The organism is Flavobacterium johnsoniae (assembly GCF_001879205.1).
Taxonomy (GTDB): Bacteria; Bacteroidota; Bacteroidia; order Flavobacteriales; family Flavobacteriaceae; genus Flavobacterium; species Flavobacterium johnsoniae_A.
Genome location: NZ_MLFK01000005.1, coordinates 789,554 through 809,551 on the forward strand (window position 1 = coordinate 789,554; position 19,998 = coordinate 809,551).

General features: G+C 34.4%; 16 protein-coding genes and 1 pseudogene. 9 read left to right on the forward strand and 8 right to left on the reverse strand.

Annotation, left to right across the window (positions count from 1 at the left end):
- Positions 1 to 45: 45 nt before the first annotated feature.
- The gene (gene pbpC, locus BKM63_RS08660) at positions 46 to 2,421 is read left to right on the forward strand and encodes a penicillin-binding protein 1C (RefSeq protein WP_071636199.1); all 2,376 of its coding nucleotides are present in this window, start codon (positions 46 to 48) and stop codon (positions 2,419 to 2,421) included.
- Between the two features lie 374 nt (positions 2,422 to 2,795).
- Here pbpC and BKM63_RS08665 read toward each other — a convergent pair whose 3' ends face one another.
- Together BKM63_RS08665 and BKM63_RS08670 are read right to left on the reverse strand one after the other, a co-directional pair.
- Complete coding sequence (locus tag BKM63_RS08665; protein WP_035645529.1) at positions 2,796 to 4,340, reverse strand: Rne/Rng family ribonuclease; 1,545 nt, start codon at positions 4,338 to 4,340, stop codon at positions 2,796 to 2,798.
- A 382-nt stretch (positions 4,341 to 4,722) separates the two neighbouring features.
- Positions 4,723 to 5,013 carry an HU family DNA-binding protein gene (locus tag BKM63_RS08670; protein WP_007805026.1) on the reverse strand — a complete coding sequence of 97 codons (291 nt, stop codon included), beginning with the start codon at positions 5,011 to 5,013 and terminating at the stop codon, positions 4,723 to 4,725.
- A gap of 140 nt (positions 5,014 to 5,153) precedes the next feature.
- Here BKM63_RS08670 and mutY point away from each other — a divergent pair, with 140 nt between their 5' ends.
- From mutY to gldD, 4 genes are read left to right on the forward strand one after another with little or no spacing between them, the layout of a single operon-like run.
- Positions 5,154 to 6,200 (forward strand): A/G-specific adenine glycosylase, encoded by a 1,047-nt coding sequence (gene mutY, locus BKM63_RS08675; RefSeq protein ID WP_071636200.1) that lies wholly within the window; start codon positions 5,154 to 5,156, stop codon positions 6,198 to 6,200.
- Positions 6,201 to 6,236: 36 nt separating this feature from the next.
- A complete protein-coding gene (locus tag BKM63_RS08680; RefSeq protein ID WP_071636201.1) occupies positions 6,237 to 6,677 on the forward strand; it encodes a single-stranded DNA-binding protein in 441 nt (146 codons plus the stop codon).
- A gap of 23 nt (positions 6,678 to 6,700) precedes the next feature.
- Entirely contained in the window at positions 6,701 to 7,996 is a 1,296-nt protein-coding gene (locus tag BKM63_RS08685) for a gliding motility-associated protein GldE (RefSeq protein WP_071636202.1), read from the forward strand.
- Positions 7,997 to 8,557, forward strand: a complete 561-nt coding sequence (gene gldD, locus BKM63_RS08690; RefSeq protein WP_071636203.1) for a gliding motility lipoprotein GldD — start codon at positions 7,997 to 7,999, stop codon at positions 8,555 to 8,557.
- Positions 8,558 to 8,626: 69 nt separating this feature from the next.
- On the opposite strand, the gene BKM63_RS08695 is transcribed toward gldD, so the two are convergent.
- Complete coding sequence (locus tag BKM63_RS08695) at positions 8,627 to 9,004, reverse strand: heavy-metal-associated domain-containing protein (RefSeq protein WP_071636204.1); 378 nt, start codon at positions 9,002 to 9,004, stop codon at positions 8,627 to 8,629.
- Between the two features lie 104 nt (positions 9,005 to 9,108).
- Here BKM63_RS08695 and BKM63_RS08700 point away from each other — a divergent pair, with 104 nt between their 5' ends.
- Positions 9,109 to 9,975 carry a DMT family transporter gene (locus tag BKM63_RS08700; protein WP_071636205.1) on the forward strand — a complete coding sequence of 289 codons (867 nt, stop codon included), beginning with the start codon at positions 9,109 to 9,111 and terminating at the stop codon, positions 9,973 to 9,975.
- 195 nt (positions 9,976 to 10,170) lie between these two features.
- On the opposite strand, the gene BKM63_RS08705 is transcribed toward BKM63_RS08700, so the two are convergent.
- On the reverse strand, positions 10,171 to 12,219 hold the full coding sequence (locus BKM63_RS08705; RefSeq protein ID WP_071636206.1) for a M16 family metallopeptidase: 2,049 nt from the start codon (positions 12,217 to 12,219) through the stop codon (positions 10,171 to 10,173).
- A 13-nt stretch (positions 12,220 to 12,232) separates the two neighbouring features.
- Positions 12,233 to 13,555: a M16 family metallopeptidase gene (locus BKM63_RS08710; protein WP_071636207.1), complete on the reverse strand. Its 1,323-nt coding sequence runs from the start codon at positions 13,553 to 13,555 to the stop codon at positions 12,233 to 12,235.
- Positions 13,556 to 13,829: 274 nt separating this feature from the next.
- Here BKM63_RS08710 and rplU point away from each other — a divergent pair, with 274 nt between their 5' ends.
- The 3 genes from rplU (at position 13,830) to BKM63_RS08725 (ending at position 15,973) form a co-directional block, all read left to right on the forward strand.
- Complete coding sequence (gene rplU, locus BKM63_RS08715) at positions 13,830 to 14,267, forward strand: 50S ribosomal protein L21 (protein WP_068844917.1); 438 nt, start codon at positions 13,830 to 13,832, stop codon at positions 14,265 to 14,267.
- Between the two features lie 24 nt (positions 14,268 to 14,291).
- Positions 14,292 to 14,552, forward strand: a complete 261-nt coding sequence (gene rpmA, locus BKM63_RS08720; protein ID WP_071636208.1) for a 50S ribosomal protein L27 — start codon at positions 14,292 to 14,294, stop codon at positions 14,550 to 14,552.
- A gap of 128 nt (positions 14,553 to 14,680) precedes the next feature.
- The gene (locus BKM63_RS08725) at positions 14,681 to 15,973 is read left to right on the forward strand and encodes a hypothetical protein (RefSeq protein WP_242661120.1); all 1,293 of its coding nucleotides are present in this window, start codon (positions 14,681 to 14,683) and stop codon (positions 15,971 to 15,973) included.
- 1 nt (position 15,974) lies between these two features.
- Here BKM63_RS08725 and BKM63_RS08730 read toward each other — a convergent pair.
- From BKM63_RS08730 to BKM63_RS08740, 3 genes and pseudogenes are all read right to left on the reverse strand, one after another.
- Positions 15,975 to 16,484, reverse strand: a pseudogene (locus BKM63_RS08730) (ClbS/DfsB family four-helix bundle protein).
- A 123-nt stretch (positions 16,485 to 16,607) separates the two neighbouring features.
- Positions 16,608 to 19,364: an AsmA-like C-terminal region-containing protein gene (locus tag BKM63_RS08735; RefSeq protein ID WP_071636210.1), complete on the reverse strand. Its 2,757-nt coding sequence runs from the start codon at positions 19,362 to 19,364 to the stop codon at positions 16,608 to 16,610.
- A 51-nt stretch (positions 19,365 to 19,415) separates the two neighbouring features.
- Positions 19,416 to 19,997: a tRNA-(ms[2]io[6]A)-hydroxylase gene (locus tag BKM63_RS08740; protein WP_071636211.1), complete on the reverse strand. Its 582-nt coding sequence runs from the start codon at positions 19,995 to 19,997 to the stop codon at positions 19,416 to 19,418.
- Position 19,998 lies beyond the last annotated feature (1 nt).

The window sequence follows — 19,998 nt, forward strand, 5'->3', positions numbered from 1 at the left end:
AACCCGTTTCATCTGTACAATCCGTGGACTAAACCTTTAAATACTTTGAAAAATAAACTTATAGCGTTTTTCCAACGCATTATAAACTGGATAAAAAGAAATAAAATAAAATCAGCAATTGCATTTGTGCTCTTGCTGATTTACTATTTTTCGATACCCCGAACTTTATTCAAAGAACCCTATTCAACAGTTATAGAAAGTAAAGAAGGGGAACTGCTCGGGGCTAAAATTGCCCGCGACGGACAATGGCGTTTTCCTGCGCAGGACAGCGTTCCGGATAAATTTAAAAAATGTATTGTTTACTTTGAAGACGAGTATTTCTACAAACATCCGGGATTTAACCCCGGTGCAATGCTAAATGCTTTTAAACAAAACAGAAAAGCCGGAAAAGTGATGAGAGGAGGAAGTACTTTAACCCAACAGGTTATTCGATTGTCCCGAAAAGGAAAAAACAGAACCTATTTTGAAAAAATAATCGAAATTATTCTCGCGACCAGACTAGAGTTAGGGTATTCCAAAAATGAAATTCTCGAAATGTATGCTGCTCATGCTCCATTTGGAGGAAATGTCGTGGGACTGGAAATGGCTTCGTGGCGTTATTTTGGCGTGCAGTCCAATCAATTATCGTGGGCAGAAAATGCGGTTTTGGCGGTTTTACCCAATGCACCAAGTTTAATCTATCCGGGAAAAAATCAGATAAAACTGCTGAACAAACGCAATCAGCTTTTGCTAAAACTGCATAAAGAAGGAGTAATTGACAAGCAGACTTATGAACTTTCGGTAGAAGAGCCTTTGCCTCAAAAGCCGTACGATCTGCCGCAGATTGCGCCTCATTTACTGCAGAGAACAGCCAAAAATGAAGAAGGAACCAGAGTAAAAACCACAATTGATTATGCGTTGCAAAACAGAGTAAATCAAATTGCGAGATATTATTACAATCAATACAAACAGAATGAAGTGCATAATCTGGCTATTTTGGTAATTGATGTCCAGAATCGAAATGTAATGAGTTATGTTGGGAACGCTCCAACAGATAAAGACCATCAAAAAGATGTTGATATTATTGACGCTCCAAGAAGTACCGGAAGTATTTTAAAACCGCTTTTATATGGTGCAATGTTAGATGATGGCGAATTATTACCTAATACTTTAGTGTCCGATATTCCAACACAAATTTCCGGATATACACCTCAAAACTTCAATTTAACTTTTGACGGCGCTGTTCCGGCCCATAGAGCCCTGTCGCGTTCTTTGAATATTCCGGCAGTCTTAATGCTTCAGGAATTTACTGTAAATAAGTTTTATGAAGAACTTCAGAAATTCAAATTAAAGAACATTAATAAAACGCCCGATCATTATGGATTGTCGCTTATTTTAGGAGGAGCCGAAAGTAATTTATGGGATTTATGCAGAACCTACGCTAATTTATCTTCAACATTAAATTACTACTCTAAACATCAGGATAAATATCGAACAAATGAGTTTACAGAATTAAATTATAAGAACGATTTTAAGCCTGATTTTGGATCAGAAACCACTCAGAAGAACATTCTGGGTGCCGGATCAATTTGGTTAACTTATAATGCAATGGAAGAGGTGAATAGACCGGAAGGAGACGAAGCCTGGAAGTTTTATGATAGTTCTTTAAAAATTGCATGGAAAACAGGAACCAGTTTTGGAAATAGAGATGCCTGGGCAATTGGAACAAATTCCAGATATGTAGTTGGAATTTGGGTTGGAAATGCAACCGGAGAAGGAAGACCTACTTTAACCGGAGTTACCAGCGCAGCGCCAATTTTATTCGACGTTTTTAATTTACTGCCGAGACAAAGATGGTTTGATGCACCTTATAAAGATCTGGCAGAAGTTGAAGTTTGCCGTTTAAGCGGTTACTTAGCAAAAGACAATTGTCCGAAAATTAAACAATGGGTTTCTAAAAAAGGGAAATCAACAAAGGTTTGTCCGTATCACAAAACGATTCATTTAGATAAAACAGAACAGTTTCAGGTAAACAGCAGCTGCGAAAATGTCGAAAATATTGTGACTAAAAATTGGTTTATTCTGCCTCCGGTAATGGCTTGGTATTACAAAAGCCAGCACATAGAATATCTGCCTTTGCCTCAGTTTAAAGAGGGCTGTGAGGGAACGCAAACCACAACAATGGATTTTATTTACCCAAAAGCAAACAGTAAAATATATTTGACAAAAGATTTTAACAGCAAAATACAGCCGGTAATTTTAAAAGTCGCGTATTCTGAAAGAGATAAAGAGCTGTTCTGGTATGTTGACGATGTTTATAAAGCAACAACAAAAACATTTCATGAGCTTCCAATTTCGCCAAGTGCAGGGATACATTATATTACAGTTGTAGATGCTTCGGGGAATGAAATAAGACGTAGGATTGAGATTGTGAGGGAATAAATTTATTGAAATTCCAAATTCCAAATTCAAAAAATGGGGTAGTTTCTTATTTTTTGTCAGGCTGAGCGAAGTCGAAGCCCTTTGGTAATATTTGAGATAATCTTTGTCAAAGTTTTAAACTTTGACAAAGATACTGAGCAGTTTTACCATTTCTCCCTTCGGTCAAAATGAAAAAACGAAAAAGCTTCTTATGAAAACGAATGCCTAGCCCAGATAGTAGCGGTATCCTTTTTCTGGCTTCTTTAGTCAGGAAAAGATACAAGCGGATAGCTGGAAATTGCTTCTAAATAAAAATAAATTCCAAAATGAGATTGCTTCGTTTTTCACAATGATGCATAAAAAAACCGCCCCGATGCATCGGGGCGGTTTTTAATTTATTCTGAAATAACATTTCCTTTTTTATCATAGAAATGGTATTCTAAGTACGTGTAAGCGTCACGAGGTATGATTTTCACCCATTTCTTATGTTCAAAAAACCATTTTGAACGTAATGATGGAAAACCTTTGCTGAGGTATGCAGCCACAAACGGATGTGTATTTAACACAACTTTATTGTGGGTTTTTAAAAGTCTTTCTAAATCAGAAGTGATCTTGTCAATTATTAATATTGGCGCTTCAATTTCACCATTTACTTTATTTGGATCTTCTTCTCTTGTTTTTATATTAACTTCTGGTCTTACTCGCTGTCTTGTAATCTGGACTAAACCAAATTTACTTGGCGGTAATATTTTATGCTTTGCTTTATCGTCGCTCATTTCTTCTCGCAAGAAGTCGAACAAAACTTTCCTGTTTTCAGGATTAGACATATCGATAAAATCAACTACGATTATTCCGCCCATATCACGCAGACGAAGTTGTCTTGCGATCTCTGCAGCGGCAATCATATTTACTTCCATTGCGGTGTCTTCTTGGTTAGTTGCTTTATTCGAACGGTTGCCGCTGTTTACGTCTATAACGTGAAGAGCTTCAGTGTGTTCGATGATAAGGTAAGCTCCTTTACTCATAGAAACGGTTCTGCCAAAAGAAGTTTTGATTTGTCTCTCTATATTGTATTTCTCAAAAATTGGAGTGTCATTTGATTGATAAAACTTAACAATCGATTGTTTTGAAGGTGCAATTTCTTGCAGATATTCCTTCGTTTGATGGTACAACTCTTCATCATCTATTTGAATACCGCTGAAGGTATCGTTGAAAACATCTCTTAATATCGAAGAAGCTCTGTTAAGCTCTCCTAATACTTTTGATGGATGATGAGCAGTTGGTAATTTTTTACACATTGCAGACCATCTGCCAAGCAGGTTCTGCAAATCTTTTTCTAATTCGGCTACGTTTTTGCCTTCGGCTACTGTACGAACAATAACACCAAATCCTTTAGGTTTGATCGATAGAACAAGTTTTTTTAGACGATCCTTTTCTTTTTTGTCTTCTATTTTTTGAGAAATAGAAACACGGTCAGAAAAAGGAACTAGAACGATAAATCTTCCGGCAAGAGAAAGCTCAGCACTTATTCTTGGGCCCTTGGTAGATATAGGTTCTTTAACTACTTGAACTAAAACAGATTGATTGGCACTTAAAATATCAGTAATGATGCCATCTTTGTCAATCTCTTTTTCAAACTGAAAGGTTTTTAGGGAGAAATCTTTTATTTTACCTGCGCTTACAAGTTTTATGAATTTCAACTGAGAAGCTAAGTTTGGACCTAAATCGTGATAATGTAAAAAGGCATCTTTTTCGAAGCCTACATTTACAAAAGCGGCATTTAGTCCGGCAACTGGTTTTCTGATTTTGGCAATAAAAATATCACCAACCTGAAAGTTGCTTTTCTCTTCTTCTTTGTGCAATTCAATTAGTTTTCCATCTTTTAATAAGGCAAAATCTACGGCTTCAGAACTAGATCTAATGATTAATTCTTTATTCACACTGTAAATTTTTATCCGTGAATAGGTTGTCGGTCGTTTGTTGATAGTTGTTGGTAAAGAAAACCAAAAACCAAAAACCAAAAACCATCAACTTCTACAAGGATGGATTAAACAATATTTTAACAGGTATTGAACCCGGGGAAAATCAGCTCGCAGTTTGCAGTTCTAAGTAATCAGCAGACTGAAGACTAAAAACTGATGACTGAATACTAATTTTCAATTTCAATGAACGTTTAAAAAGAAAAAAGTAGTTTAAAACTACTTTTTCTTTTTGTGACGGTTAGCTCTCGCTCTTTTTTTACGTTTGTGAGTAGCTACCTTATGTCTCTTTCTTTTTTTACCACTTGGCATATCGTGTCAGATTTTATGTTAATTAATAGTATTATTTTGCTTCGTTATTCGTTTTTACTCCTTCCACAAAAACTTTTGCAGGTTTAAAAGCAGGGATGTTGTGTGCTGGAATTTTAATTGTAGTGTTTTTAGAGATGTTTCTACCAGTTTTTTCAGCTCTAGTTTTTACAATAAAACTACCAAAACCTCTTAGGTAAACATTGTCTCCAGTTTCTAAAGAAGTTTTAACTTCTTCCATGAACGTTTCTACTGTTGCTTGAACATCTCCTTTTTCAAGACCTAGTTTTTCCGAAATTTTCGCTACGATATCTGCTTTCGTCATTTTCTTTCCTATTTTATTTTATAAATGGTGTACTATTTTTTTGAGTTTGCAAATATAGGAATTAAAAAAATAATTAATCAAGCTAATTCGTTAAATTTTAATTACATAAACATTTACTTTTGCATTTTAATGATTTGCCGATGGATTTTCATAACAAACTGATAAAATGGTATTTACAAAACAAACGTGATCTTCCGTGGCGAAAAACGACCAATCCGTACGAAATTTGGCTCTCAGAAATTATGCTTCAGCAAACGAGAGTTGCGCAAGGAATGCCTTACTTTTTTGCTTTTACAAAGGAATTTCCTACAGTTTTTGATTTAGCAAATGCATCTGAAGAACAAGTTTTGAAGCTCTGGCAGGGACTTGGATATTACTCTCGTGCGAGAAATCTGCATCAAACAGCTAAATATATAGCCGCTGATCTAAAAGGTGCTTTTCCTCAATCTTTCCAGGAACTGCTAAATTTAAAAGGGGTGGGCGAGTATACGGCTGCTGCAATTGCTTCTTTCTCGTATAATGAAGCTGTTCCTGTTGTTGACGGAAATGTGTTTCGCGTGCTTTCGCGATATTTTGATTTAGAATCGGATATTGCGCTTCCGGCAACAAAAAAAGAGTTTACTAAACTGGCTTATGAGTTAATGCCCAAAGATAATCCGGCGATTTTTAATCAGGCCATAATGGAGTTTGGAGCACTGCAATGCGTACCGAAAAATCCAAATTGCATGATTTGTGTTTTTAATGATAGTTGTCTTGCATTGCAGAAAAAGAAAGTTGATGCTCTGCCTGTAAAGTCAAAAAAAGTAAAAGTTACGAATCGATTTTTTAATTATTTGATTTTAGAAGATGCGCTGGGAAATACTTCCATACAAAAAAGAACAGCAAAAGGCATATGGCATAATTTATATGAATTTCCTCTTTTGGAAACGAGCGAAATTGTAGATTTTAATTATGTTTCAAAAGCTGTGTCAGATAATATGTTTTCTTCTTATACTATATTAGGTATAGAAGAATGCAGTGAAGCGACCGTTATTCATAAGCTTTCGCATCAACATCTTCATATTCAGTTTTGGAAAATTAAAATTAAAGAAGTAATCGAAAATGGGATTAATCCTCAGCAATTAAAAACTTTTCCTTTTCCAATTGTTATTTATAATTTTATAGAAAAGCAGGAAATAATTTGCTAAAAAAATGTATCTTTGGTAGAAATACCACTATTAATTATGAATGGAACATTAAATAAAGTCATGCTTATTGGTCATTTGGGTGATGATGTAAAAATGCATTATTTTGATGGAGGAAACTGCATTGGCCGCTTTCAGCTGGCTACAAATGAAGTTTATATTAATAAAACGACCAACGAAAAAATAACCTCTACAGAGTGGCACAACCTGGTTGTGCGTAATAAAGCAGCCGAAATTTGCGAAAAATACCTTTCTAAAGGAGATAAGATATATGTTGAAGGACGTATTAAATCAAGACAATGGCAGGCAGAAGACGGTACGACAAAATATACAACCGAAATTCAGGTTACCGAGTTTACTTTTCTGACTACTAAAAAAGAAACTGCAAATCATAGGCCTAATCAGGATCAGGAATCAACAAAAAATACTAACTTTGAGGCACCGAGCGAAGGCTTACCTATAAATGATCTGCCTTTCTGATTGTTTAACTAATCTTATGTAATTTGGACCCAGAGCCCAGTCTATTTATAAATACCACTTTAGACATCAATTTAATAATTGGTTTTGTCGGAATATTTATTTTGCTGTTTTTATCGGCAATTGTTTCAGGTGCCGAAGTTGCACTTTTTTCTTTGTCTCAAAAAGACATTGATGATACTCTTCAGGAAAACGTTTCAAAAGGAAAAATTATTTCTGATCTTTTAGATAAACCCAAGAAACTCCTGGCAACGTTATTAGTCGCCAATAACTTTTTAAATATTGGAGTTGTAATTTTATTCTCTTTTATAGGAAGAAATATTTTTGCAAACGTTAATTCGGTTGTTTTAAAATTTGTTTTAGAAGTAGCTCTCGTTACTTTTTTAATTTTACTGTTTGGAGAAGTGCTGCCTAAAGTTTACGCAAGCCGAAACAATGTAAAATTTGCTAAACGTTTTGCTTACTCGATTTCAATTTTAGATAAATTACTGTCGCCAATAAGTTTGCCTATGCGAAGTGTTACTTTATATTTGCATAATAAATTAGGCAGACAAAAGAATAATTTTTCTATAAATCAGCTGTCACAAGCTTTAGAATTAACAGATTCTGAAGGAACATCAACAGAGGAACAAAAAATATTAGAGGGAATTGTTTCTTTTGGAAATACCGATACCAAGCAGGTTATGAGTCCAAGGATTGATATCTTTGCATTGGAAATATCAGAATCATTTTCGGCAATTTGTCCTAAAATAATCGAAAAAGGATTTTCAAGAATTCCAGTTTATCGTGATAATATTGACCAGATAGAAGGTGTTTTGTTTGTTAAGGATTTACTGCCTCATATTGATAAAGATGATTTTGACTGGGCTTCTTTAATAAGAGAACCGTTTTTTGTTCCTGAGAATAAAAAACTTGACAACCTATTAAAGGATTTTCAAAGTCTGAAAAGTCATTTGGCAATTGTAGTTGATGAATACGGCGGGACTTCCGGATTAGTTTCTTTAGAAGATGTAATCGAAGAAATAGTAGGCGATATAAGCGATGAATTTGATGACGAGAATTTGAATTTTTCTCAAATCGATGAAAAGAATTTTCTTTTTGAGGGAAAAATTAACCTCAAAGATTTTTATAGAATCGTAGATGTTGATGAAGATGTTTTTGAATCTCATAAAGGCGAAGCCGAAACATTAGCCGGATTTATTCTGGAGATTTTGGGCAATTTCCCTAAAAAAGATCAAAAAGTAGCTTTTGCAAACTGTGTTTTTACAATAGAAACCGTTGACAAAAAACGAGTAAAACAAATAAAAGTAACAATAGAATAAATGTTTAAAAGAATAATTTCGGTGGCTTTAATTTTGCTGGCATTAACGGTTGTGAGCTGTAAAGATGATGTGCTGCCAAAACCGGCAAGTTTCCTTAGATTAGATTATCCCGAAGCGAAATATGTCAATTTTGAAAACAACTGTCCCTTTGCTTTTCAAATGAATGAAAATGCAATTATTAAAGGCGAAAAAGAGTGCGGATTTGCGATTACTTATCCTAAGATGAAAGCGACAATTTATTTGACGTATAAGCCTGTAAACGGCAATATTGAAAAGCTTTTAAAAGATGCTCAAAAACTAACTTACGAACACGTGATTAAAGCCGATGATATTTTGGAACAACCGTATTTGAACCCTGAAAAAAAAGTGTACGGAATGTTTTATCAGGTAGACGGAAATGCAGCTACAAATTCTCAGTTTTACGTTACCGACAGTACGAGACATTTCATAACAGGATCGGTTTATTTTTATGCAAAACCTAATTTTGATTCTATTATGCCGGCGGCAAGTTATATCAAAAATGATATGCAGCGGCTAATGGAAACTTTGAAGTGGAAATAAGAAATAAATGAAATAAACAAAAACGGCGTTCAAATTTGAGCGCCGTTTTTGTTTTGGTAAGGCAGAAACTTACGATTTGAAGTTTGAAACTTTATATGTTTTTCCGTCTCCCGTTTCCTGAACCACTTTAGTTAAAGATTCCGGATTTTGAACTGTTTTGTCAAAAGTAACCGTTGCCGTTTTTTTGTCGAAATCTACTGCGGCTTTTTCAACTCCGTCTAAATTAGATAATTCTTTTTCGATTGTTTTGGCGCATCCCATTGCACAAGTCATTCCTTCGATTTCAAAACTTGCAGTTTGCACATTTTCAGCAGCAATTGCTTTATGTTCTTTAGAAGTTGTTTCTAAGGGTTTTATGTTGGCAAGGTTTTTATCTTCTTCTTTTTTGCAGCTAACGAATACCAAACCAGCAATGGCTAATGAAGCTATTATCTTTGTAAATTTCATTATATATGATTTTTTAAATTGAGTAATTGTGTTCTTTGCAAAATTAATAAAAAACGAGAGGTCAGTTCATAAAAATAGTACAAATTTGCAGTAAAATAGTTTATATGGATGCAAAACAATTAAAGTGGGCTTACTTACTGGTCTTGTCCTTAATTTGGGGAAGTTCTTTTATTTTAATCAAAAGAGGATTGGTTGGTTTAACCGCAATTCAGGTTGGTTCTTTCCGAATCATTTTTGCAGCGCTTTTTTTGTTGATTGTTGGGTTTAGAAGTTTAAAGAAAATCTCACGCAAACAATGGAAATTTGTAGCCATAACTTCTTTCTTCGGAACTTTTACGCCGGCTTTTCTTTTTGCAATCGCCGAAACGGAAGTTGACAGCTCTATTGTTGCGATTTTAAATTCGCTTACGCCTTTAAATACGTTGATTTTAGGAATTCTTATTTTCGGAATCCAATTTCAAAAACGACAGGTTTTAGGGGTTTTTGTTGGATTGATAGGCTGTTTGTTGTTGGTTTTAAGCGGAGCATCGTCACATCCGGGACAGAATTACTATTATGTTATTTTGGTTGTTATTGCTACACTTTGTTATGCTGTAAATGTCAATCTGATTAAGAAATATTTATCTGATTTAAATTCGTTAAGCATCACAACTGGGAACTTTGCGGTTTTGCTTATTCCGGCTTTGATTATTTTAAGTACAACTGATTTTTCGCAGAGAATACATGTCGAAGCAGCGCAGCATTCGGTGCTATTTGTTATGATTTTGGGAATTTTAGGAACCGGAATTGCCAATGTTTTGTTCTTTAAATTAATTCAGATTTCATCTCCTGTTTTTGCAACTTCAGTAACGTATTTAATCCCAATAGTTGCTTTTTTCTGGGGATTATTAGATAATGAAATGCTTACGCCAATTCAGTTTTTTGGTGCTTTCATTATTTTGATTGGAGTTTATTTATCGGCGAAGAAATAAAAAATAGTTCTCACATATTAGCTTGCCACCCGTAGCGAAGTCGAGAGGTGTGCCAATGGGAGCGGGGCTTCGACTTCGCTCAGCCTGACAAAAAAACTAGGAGTTTTGTATAATAAAAAAGCTTTGTCAAAGTTTAAAACTTTGACAAAGCTCTTAAAATCTTAGCAACTTAGCAACTCAGAACCTTAGTATCTTCTAAAGAAAATCTTTATCCGAAACTCCTTCATTAATTTTAATATCAGACATTTTAATATCCAATTCAAAACCGATATTTTGAACCAGGTTAAAAGGAACTTTTACGCCCTTTACTTCTCTGTAATCGTTAAAATTGGTGATTTGTGTAACCGATTTTCCGCCTTGTTCTCGAACTTTAGATTTTGCAACTTTCAATCCTGATTTTACATCATAATAATGCGTTGTACTGCCGTCTTTTATAGCATAAGCATCGCTTCCGTTAATTGGTTCAATACCTTCCACTTTTAAGTCTGTTCTTTTTACTAATTGTAATTCTTCAAAAGGTGCGGCATTTGCTTTCATTTCTTTAAGGTCTTCGCCTTCAAGATTTTTGCGTTTTCCTTGTTGTTCGATATAAGCACCTTTGTCGTTTACAACCTGTTTCATTAAATCCATGGTTCCCATAGAAAGCGATACCATCATTTTTCCTTTTGAATCTAATTTGGAAGAAAAAGTCAAAGGTCCCGGAGCTTGCGGAACTGTTGTTGTTCCGTTCATGTAAAGTGTTTTTACGGCTGTAACAGCTTTTTCTCCGCCAATTGCTTTTATGTAATTTTCAAAAACAGTTTTTGCTGTAATGTTTGTTGGGGCTTCTTTTTTAACGGCAGGTTTTTCAACCGGATTTCCGTATTTATCAAAATAATAAATTGGGATTTGAAGTTTTTCCAGACCTGCAATTACATCAGAACCTTTTCCTACTACTACAATTCGCATATTATCAAGTAAGAAATATTTGTTTGCTACGCGATAAATATCGTCTGGAGTAACATTGTTGATTGTTTGTATGTATTTTTCGTAGAAGTCAGCCGGAAGTTTTTCTGTTTCAATATTCAAAGCGTATCGGGCAACGGCTTGTGGTTTTTCGACCTGCATTACAAAACGCCCAATATATCCTGCTTTTACATTTCTCAGTACTTCTGGATCTACTCTTTCAGTGCGGACTCTTTTAATTTCTTTTATAAATTGAACAACGGCACTGTCTGTAACAGCGTTTCTAACGGCAGATGAAGCTTTGAATTTTGTTGTGTATTTTCCACTCCCAATGCTTGAATTTGCTCCGTATGTCCAGGCGTGCTGTTCGCGTAAGTTCATGTTTAAATAACTGTTGAAATCACCGCCTAAAATTTGATTTGCAATTACAGCAGGGAAAAAATCAGGATCACTCATTTTTAAATTTACTGTATTTACTAAAGAAATCTCAGATTGAACCGCATTTGGAACATCAACAAAATCAATTTGAAGTTTAGATGCATTTTCCGGATTTGGATAGGTATTTTTTGGTGCGGCTTGTTTTTTCCATCCGCTGAAAAGTTTTTCTACTGCAGTTTTTGTTTCTTTAAATTTTACGTCTCCAATAATAACTAAATACGCATTTTCGGGAACAAAATAAGTGTCGTAGTTTTTTTGAACATCTGCAAGTGTAACATTTTTTACGGTTTCTTCAGAAAGGTATTCTCCAGAAGGATGGTTTTTTCCAAAAGCCAGAACGTCAACTACGCGATTTGCAATTGCCGGAACGCTTTTTTCATCGGCTTTAAGGCCTTCAAGTAATTTTGCTTTTTCTTTGTCAAATTCGGTTTGAGTAAAATTAGGCTGTAAAGCTCCTTCGGCTAAAAGTTCTAAAACTCGTCCTGAATATTTTGAAAGTGAACTTGCATAAGCGCCTTGTGATGTAAAGTTTATGCTGGCTCCATAAAAGTCAATTTCTTCGTTAAAAGCTTCTTTTGAAGTTTTTTTGGTTCCGTTGCCAATTAAACTGCTGGTTAATTCGTCAACCCCTTTTTTGTTTCCTTCGGTAAAAGGTGCGTTGTCCAGCGTAAGGGTAAAACTTACTTTGGGTAATTTATGGTTTTCGACAACTAATACCTTCATGCCATTTGTTAGAACAAATGTTTGTGGTTTTTTTATGTTTACTACCGGTGGATTTCCTGGTTTTGGCTGTGGACGATCTTGTGCTTGCATAATTCCAGTTAGGAATAAAAGGATTAAAAAAGTATGTATATTTTTCATGATTCGATAATTCTTAGTTCTGAGATTTTGGGGTAGGAACGTAGTCTAAAATTAAGCGTTGGTTAGGATTTAAATATTTCTTGGCTACTTCTCTAATTTCTTCTCTTGTAATAGAATGGTAAATATCAATTTCGGTGTTGATTAAATTTACATCTCCATACAGTAAGTAATAAGAAGCCAGGTTTTCTGCAATTCCTTCAACGGTTGCGTTGGCGTTCACAAAATTATTATCGAATTTGTTTTGTAATTTTTCGTAATCTTTTTCAGAGATCAAATCGGTTTGAATTTTTACGATTTCCTCATCAATTTCTTTTAAGATATCTGCAGTAGTATGCGGTGCCATTGGTAAGCCGTATAAAATATAGGTTCCGTAATCTTCCTGGCTAAACCCGACTGCGCCAATTTGAAGCGCCATTTTTTTGTCGTCTACAATTTTTTTGTACAGCTTAGAGCTTTTTCCGTCACTCAAATAAGACGAAATTAAATCTAAAACTCTTGCGTCTCTCGTTTTCATAGACGGCGTTCTGTACGAAGCTACAATCATTGGAATCTGAATGTTTGGATCTTCGTAAGTTGCTTTAATTGTCTGCGTGATCGGTTCTTCTGTAAAAGTTTGTTTTTTTACAACTTCGCCTTTCGGAATTGGCCCAAAATATTTCTGAACCCATTCTTTTGCTTTTGTTTTATCAAAATCTCCGGCAACGACCAAAACGGCATTGTTGGGAGTGTAGAATTTTTTGTTGAATGCCTGAAATTCTTCAAGGGTTGCAGCATCCAGATCTTTCATGGAGCCGATAGTTGTCCAGCGATACGGGTGATTTTTGAACATATTCTTTTTAACTTCAGGAAGAATATTTCCGTAAGGCTGATTATCGTAACGCATTCTCTTCTCTTCTTTTACTACCTCATTTTGCGTTTCAACCCCGATTTTATTAATGATTGGGTGCATTAATCTTTCAGATTCCATCCATAAACCAAGTTCTAAATTGTTTGATGGAAAAACTTCGTAGTAATATGTTCTGTCGTCAGATGTATTGGCGTTATTAACACCTCCGTTTGCGGTAACAATTTTCATCCATTCGCCGCGCTTGATGTTTTGTGTTCCTTCAAATAACAAATGCTCGAAGAAATGCGCAAAACCGGTACGGTCAGGACGTTCGTCTTTTGAGCCAACGTGATACATCACAGAAGTAATAACTACCGGAGCCGATGGGTCGTTATGTAGAATAACATGCATGCCATTGTCTAAATTGTATTCTTCAAAAGCTACCTTTTGAGCATGAGCTACTCCGCCAAGCATTAGTGCAGCACTTAACATCATTATTGAATTTTTCATAAAGATTAATAAATTTTATACCTAATAAATATATTGGTAGTAAAGAATTGTTCATAGTTACATCAAAAGTAACCTTTTTTATGGAGGTTTTTTAAATTTCAAAGAAGCAGGTTTAAATTTAACAGTAATTTACGTATGATTAGCAGACTGGTTTGTTGTAAAAGTACTTGAAATACAGACTTTAAAAGGAAATAAATATTTTTGGAACAAGAGATTGCACAGTAAATTATTAGTTGTATATTTGCAACCTTAAAAATCAATAAATCAATTTGGTATGTATGCAATCGTAGAGATAGCAGGGCAACAATTTAAAGTAAGCAAAGACTTAAAGGTTTATGTTCACCGTTTAGCTAATGAAGAAGGTTCAAAAGTTTCTTTTGACAAAGTTCTTTTATTAGATGACAATGGAAATGTAACTTTAGGCGCCCCAGCTATAGAAGGTGCTTCAGTAGAAGCTAAAGTGTTACAACACTTAAAAGGAGATAAAGTTATCGTTTTCAAAAAGAAAAGAAGAAAAGGATACAAAAAAAGAAATGGTCACAGACAATATCTTACTCAAATTGTAATTGAAGGTATTACTGCAGCAGGAGGAACTAAAAAAGCAGCAGCTAAAAAAGCAGTTGTAGCAGAAGATGCAGCTACTGAAGAAGTAGAAGCTCCAAAAGCGAAAAAAGCAGCTCCAAAAGCAAAAAAAGAAGCTACTAAAGAATAATAACAATATTTAAACTCATACGTCATGGCTCACAAGAAAGGTGTCGGTAGTTCGAAGAATGGTAGAGAATCAGAATCAAAACGTTTAGGCGTTAAGATTTATGGTGGTCAAGCTGCTATTGCTGGAAACATCATCGTTAGACAAAGAGGTTCAAAACATAATCCAGGTGAAAACGTTTACATCAGTAAAGATCATACTTTACATGCAAAAGTTGATGGAGTTGTTAAGTTCCAAAAGAAAAGAGATAACAAATCTTATGTATCTATCCTTCCATTCGAAGCATAATCATTAGATAAATTATTATAAGAAACCCGTTCTGAAAAGAGCGGGTTTTTTTATTTTTAACGCTTTCCTAATTGATGCTTATTCTCTTTAAAAACTTACATTTGTTAATTGTCTTTAAATTTTAGAAGTTGAAAAAAATAATCCTATTTATAGTATTGTCTTGTGTTAGTGTTTATGGAAAAACAGTTACGGACAGTGTTGCTACGCACTTGAGTTCGCTAAATGAAAAGCAGAAAAATATTTTATATGAATTTGAGATTCTAAAAAACAATGGTTTTAGTACAGATCAATTTTGGCTTAAAAATAAAAACCATTTTCCGCAATTGGATGATGCCCTGAGAGATGAATTGGCGAAACAGGTCTTCGTAAATTCTCATATAGTTTATTCCGCGCCGAAAGATGCCGCAATTCAATTTTGGATGCAGACACAACTGCTTACAAACTGGATGTTTTATTTGTCGGCATTTATTGCCATTTGTGCTCTTATTGCCTTGTTTAAAAAATATTGGAGCTTGTTGATTGAAGTTTTGATTAAGAATCTGACTCCTTTGTTTAGATTTTTGTTTTCGCCTGTTTTATTAACCTATGAGTTGTTTTTAATTGGGGTAGTCTGCGTAATTTATGGTTGTATTATTGATGAATTTGTGCTGAGAACGGTGATTATTCATTTGGGGTTATTTTTATTGTGGAGTCAGTCGACAGCAATATTTACCAAAGTATATTGGGTTAAAAAGTATGTTTTAGAAATAGAAAATAAATTTTGGGGAAAAGATCCGTGGGAAACTGTAAAAACAATATGTCTGCCTGCTGCTATTGTTACATTGGCTTTAGTGTATATATTATATAAAGTTCCTTCAGATGTTTTTTATAATTACGAGATCGTGGTATCGGGAATTGCAGCAGTTTATGCTTTGCCGTTTTGGCGTTCTTTAGAGAAGTATTTATGCCCAGTTTTGTTTCCTTGGCAAAGTGATTATAGCGCGAGAAGTATAAAATCTCTTGGGGCTTGTACGGTTATAGCTCTTTTTATTACCGTTGTACTTGTGTGTCAGTGGAATGCTGTTTTTTATAATGTAATAACAGCTTTGACAGGTTTATTGTTATTGTCATTCTTGATATTGTCTTCAAAAATAAATTTTAGATATAATTATCGAAATTATTATTATTTGCAGTTTGTAACTATTCTTTTTCTTGCGGCAGCTTTTTTATATAGTTATCATGTTCGTTTAAATGAAATTATATGGTTTTCCCTGATAGGAACCAGTATATACATCATGCTAAAATATTTAGAAGTAAGTTCGTTTTTCTCCGATTGGAAAAGAGGAAAGGCATGGGCGTGGAAATTATTAGGTTTAGCTGGCTTACTATGGCTGCTTGGGAAAGGGATTTTGTATATTTCTAAATTCCTTTTTATTAGTTAGATTAAATATTGTTTTCTTTTTTCCATTTGCGGATTCTTCCTCTGGCATTGTTGTAGGGAGAAGCGGTATTAAATTGTATCATTCTGCCAAGTGTCCATTTTTCGTACCACGCAGCACCGTATAATTCAGCATTTGATTTTTGTTCTATTAAAGAAAGGATCTTGTTTACTGTGCCGTCTAGTTTAGTGCATAAAGTTTGGAAATCATTATTTTCATAGTCTTTGTAGAACTTTTGTGCCAATTTTCCCAGTTCATTCCACTTGTAGCCTGTTTCGGGGAAATCAACCGCTTCGTTGTTGTTTTTCTTAATATTCTACTTTAGCACCAGCTCTCCCCATCCTGTTAGATAAGAAAGAAGATTGTTGATGCTCATCATGGTGCCCTTTGCATGGCCTTCCAGATTTAAAATTGTGGTCAGCTCAACCGGAATGTCTGAAAGGTCTTTTTTGAGTTTATTATAATTGGTCTTGATTGCAATTTGCAATTCATCTTTATTTGCAGGAACAGCCATAATTTTGCAGAATATAACTTTTTATCAAATATAAGTAAAAAGCAAAAACCTTTGGTAAAGGAGTGAACTTTGCCAAAGGTTATTTGATTATGCTAAGTGGATAAGAATTTGAATTGTTAAGTGTTATTCAGTATCCTTGGTTTCTTCTAGATCTTCAGTCTTGCGGCCTACTTTTACTTTAGGACTGTTTTGAGTTCCTGTAACAGTCAGCGGAATTCCGAATATGCCAAACGGAGGGAGTCCTAAGCGCATTTTTAAGTTCAGTTTTCCGTCTAAGCTTGTTGTGCCTTCAATTCTTGGCCTAAAGCCTGCAAATTTAAATTTAAAGCGTTCTACAGTTATAATATTATTTTTGACAGTAGTTTTAATATCTACTTTTGAAAGGTCAGGATTTTTCATTGATTCGGAGTTGGTTTGTTTGCTTACAGCAGTAAACATTTTCAAGCCTCTAACTTTTACATCTTTTACAGAAAGAGTTCCGCCTCCGGCCAGCGATGGGTAAACAGGCTCCATATTTCCGTTTAAACGGCCTTTTAATTGGTAATCCAAAGAAACAATTCCTTGTGCCTTTTCAGCAGCACTTGCCATTTTTCTGAAAACTTCAATTTCGTTATATGCTCTTTTGATGTCAAAATCGGAAGCTTTTATAGTATAATCAAAATTGGCTTTTTGAGGTGTTACGGCTTGATAGTTAGCATTCATGACTACTTTGCAGCCAATTAAATCAAAGCCGGTATTCTGCATTGTTAATTTGCCTTTATTCATAGTTAAATGACCCGTTGCATTCTGAAGATTCAGTTTGTCAAAATTTACTTTTTGGGCATTGGCTAATAATTGTAAATTTAGATTTGTTGGGATAATGATAACACCTGTTTGTTTTGTTTCTGTCTTTGTTTCTGTTTTTTGGGTTGTCGTTTCGGTTACAGATGTTTCTGCAGATGTATTCGACATAAATTCATCTACATTTATATAACGTGCAGAAACTTTAAAAGAGCCTCTTAAAATGCCTGTATTTGTTGTAGCATAGTTGAAAACATTCTGCAGATAACCGTTCATTTTAAAATCAGATTGTCCGTATGCAGCCAGGAAGTTGTTGAACGACATTTTATCCTGATTGATTTTGAAAATGCCTTCTTTAATTATGAATTTTTTAGGCAGATATTCTGATGCTACTCCAATGTTTCTTAACTCCAGAGTTCCTTTGTTGTGTAATTTGCTGTAATTGCCTTTTTCGGCGTCGCTTTGTCTTCCTTTCAAAACCAGATCAGCTTTTATGAAGCCGTCTAAGTCCAGTCCTTTTTGAGAAAATACTTTATAGATTCGGTTTACATCCAGTTCTCCTTTGGCTTTAATATCGTATGTTAAGTCATTAAAATCACTTAAGTCAGCTTCTACAAAAACAGGTTTTCCTTCAAAAGTAAATTGAGCAGGTTTTAGTTTGACTTTTAAATCGCCAAAAGTTCCTTTTTGGTTGTCGATATTAGTTTTTACAGTAATATTGGTAATCGGATTTGGGTAATATTTTGTTTTTACGTACCCATTTTCTAAATCAAGCACTCCTTTGGTAACAGGAAAAAGCTTGTTTTTCTGGTCAAATTTACCATTTGCCTGAACATCTCCGGCCAAAGATCCTTTTAATTCTATGTCTGGAATTCCAAGTGCTTTTGTTAGTTTTTCGAGATCAATTTTTGCTTTAAAATCAGCATTTATTTCAGGGGTGTTTACGCCTTTTACAAAGAATTTAGATTTTAAATAATCTTTATTAATGTTTAGCGACAGGTTTTTAGCGTCAACCGTTACAAGGTCCGGATTTAAAGAAGGAACCTTTGTTTTAATATCTAAATTTAAATTAGAAACAGGAAAGGCGCTTTTATTATAATTCACAAAACCATTGTCAATTTTTACATCGAGATTTAAATCAGGAGCCATATTTTGTGAAGTGATGTAGTTTCCTTTTAAAGTTAAAAGAAGGTTTGTGTTTCCTTTTAATTCTGCTTTAGAAAGCCATGTAATATATTTTGGAGGGAAGGCCGTAAATACATCATATAAGTCGCTGTTGTCAGATTTAATCACAAAATCCATATTGTAGCCATCTTTCAGGATGTCAAATTTTCCTTTAAAATCGACTAAAAGCTGATTGATTTTTAAGTTGTTCTGTTGGAAGAAAAACGATAAGGAATTGATATTTACTTTTGTAATTAAGTCGGCGTCGACTTTTTTATTCATTAAATAAGGTTCGTCTTCATAAACAATATTTAGTTTTTCAATTTTGGCTTTTGAGTATAAATCAAAAACGGCTTTGTTTAAATCACCTTTTCCTAAATAATTAAAACCAAGAGCATCAAAATGAACTTTGGTCGACTGATCGTCGTAAATAATTTTACTGTTCAGGATTTCAATTCTTTCTAATTTTAAAGCAGTATCAGTACTGTCTTTGGTTTCTGCGGCTTTTGCCTGAGATTTATAAATGTTGTAATTGGCTTCTCCATTTGGATTCACTTTTACGTTTATAAATGAATCTGATAAATAAATCTGATCAATCTTTACTGATTTGCTAAAAATTAAACTGGCAACATTTATCCCAAAAGAAACCTCTTTTGCGGTAATGAATTTTTCGTTTTTGTATGGCGCTGAACCATTAAGACTTAAATTATCTAAGGTTAGGGTCAGGGATGGAAAATGACGAAAAAACGAAACAGAAACATCAGAATAATTGAGTTCTGCACTTAATCTTTCGTTGGCTGTTTTTTTGATCTGTTCTTTAATCTGATCCTCAAAAACGATAGGCGTTAAAAATAATAATCCTAAAATAACGGCGAAAGTTATCCCTAAATACTTCGCAATCTTAAATACGACTGATCTGGATTTACTTTTTTGCATAACGAATTGTGGTGTTTAAATATAAAATATAGAGTCAAAAAAAGAGTAGAATTACCCGTGAATAGTTTCTTTTTTACCGTAGTTGGTAATAATAGAGCCTTCATATTCAATCCATTCCTTCCATCGTTTATCGATGTCAATATTGTCTTGGTATTTTCTCGCAAATCCTAAAAAAGTAGTGTAATGTCCAGCTTCAGAAATCATTAAATCGCGATAGAATTTGGCTAATTCTTCGTCCTTAATGTTCTCAGAAAGTATTTTAAAACGCTCACAGCTTCTGGCTTCGATCATAGCTGAAAACAATAAACGATCGCAAAGAGCATCTCGTCGGCTTCCGTCTTTTTTCATGAATTTAAAAAGCTCATTTACATAATGGTCTTTTCGCTCGCGTCCTAAAGTAAGGCCGCGCTTTTTTATTACGTCGTGAACCATTTGTAAGTGTTCCAGTTCTTCTCTTGCAATTACAAGCATTTCGGTTACTAATTCCTCTAATTCAGAATTATAGGTAACAATACTGATTGCATTTGAAGCTGCTTTTTGTTCGCACCATGCATGATCAGTTAAAATTTCTTCAATGTTTGACTCGACGATATTTACCCATCGAGGATCTGTAGCTAATTTTAATCCTAACATA

What these genes read in the sequence shown, in the direction of transcription:
- BKM63_RS08710 (WP_071636207.1), bottom strand. Translation starts at nt 13,555, where the DNA reads ATGAAAAATTCAATAATGATGTTAAGTGCTGCACTAATGCTTGGCGGA.
- BKM63_RS08740 (WP_071636211.1), bottom strand. Translation starts at nt 19,997, where the DNA reads ATGTTAGGATTAAAATTAGCTACAGATCCTCGATGGGTAAATATCGTC.
- rplU (WP_068844917.1), top strand. Translation starts at nt 13,830, where the DNA reads ATGTATGCAATCGTAGAGATAGCAGGGCAACAATTTAAAGTAAGCAAA.
- rpmA (WP_071636208.1), top strand. Translation starts at nt 14,292, where the DNA reads ATGGCTCACAAGAAAGGTGTCGGTAGTTCGAAGAATGGTAGAGAATCA.
- BKM63_RS08700 (WP_071636205.1), top strand. Translation starts at nt 9,109, where the DNA reads ATGGATGCAAAACAATTAAAGTGGGCTTACTTACTGGTCTTGTCCTTA.
- gldD (WP_071636203.1), top strand. Translation starts at nt 7,997, where the DNA reads ATGTTTAAAAGAATAATTTCGGTGGCTTTAATTTTGCTGGCATTAACG.
- BKM63_RS08680 (WP_071636201.1), top strand. Translation starts at nt 6,237, where the DNA reads ATGAATGGAACATTAAATAAAGTCATGCTTATTGGTCATTTGGGTGAT.
- BKM63_RS08705 (WP_071636206.1), bottom strand. Translation starts at nt 12,219, where the DNA reads ATGAAAAATATACATACTTTTTTAATCCTTTTATTCCTAACTGGAATT.
- mutY (WP_071636200.1), top strand. Translation starts at nt 5,154, where the DNA reads ATGGATTTTCATAACAAACTGATAAAATGGTATTTACAAAACAAACGT.
- BKM63_RS08735 (WP_071636210.1), bottom strand. Translation starts at nt 19,364, where the DNA reads ATGCAAAAAAGTAAATCCAGATCAGTCGTATTTAAGATTGCGAAGTAT.
- BKM63_RS08695 (WP_071636204.1), bottom strand. Translation starts at nt 9,004, where the DNA reads ATGAAATTTACAAAGATAATAGCTTCATTAGCCATTGCTGGTTTGGTA.
- BKM63_RS08670 (WP_007805026.1), bottom strand. Translation starts at nt 5,013, where the DNA reads ATGACGAAAGCAGATATCGTAGCGAAAATTTCGGAAAAACTAGGTCTT.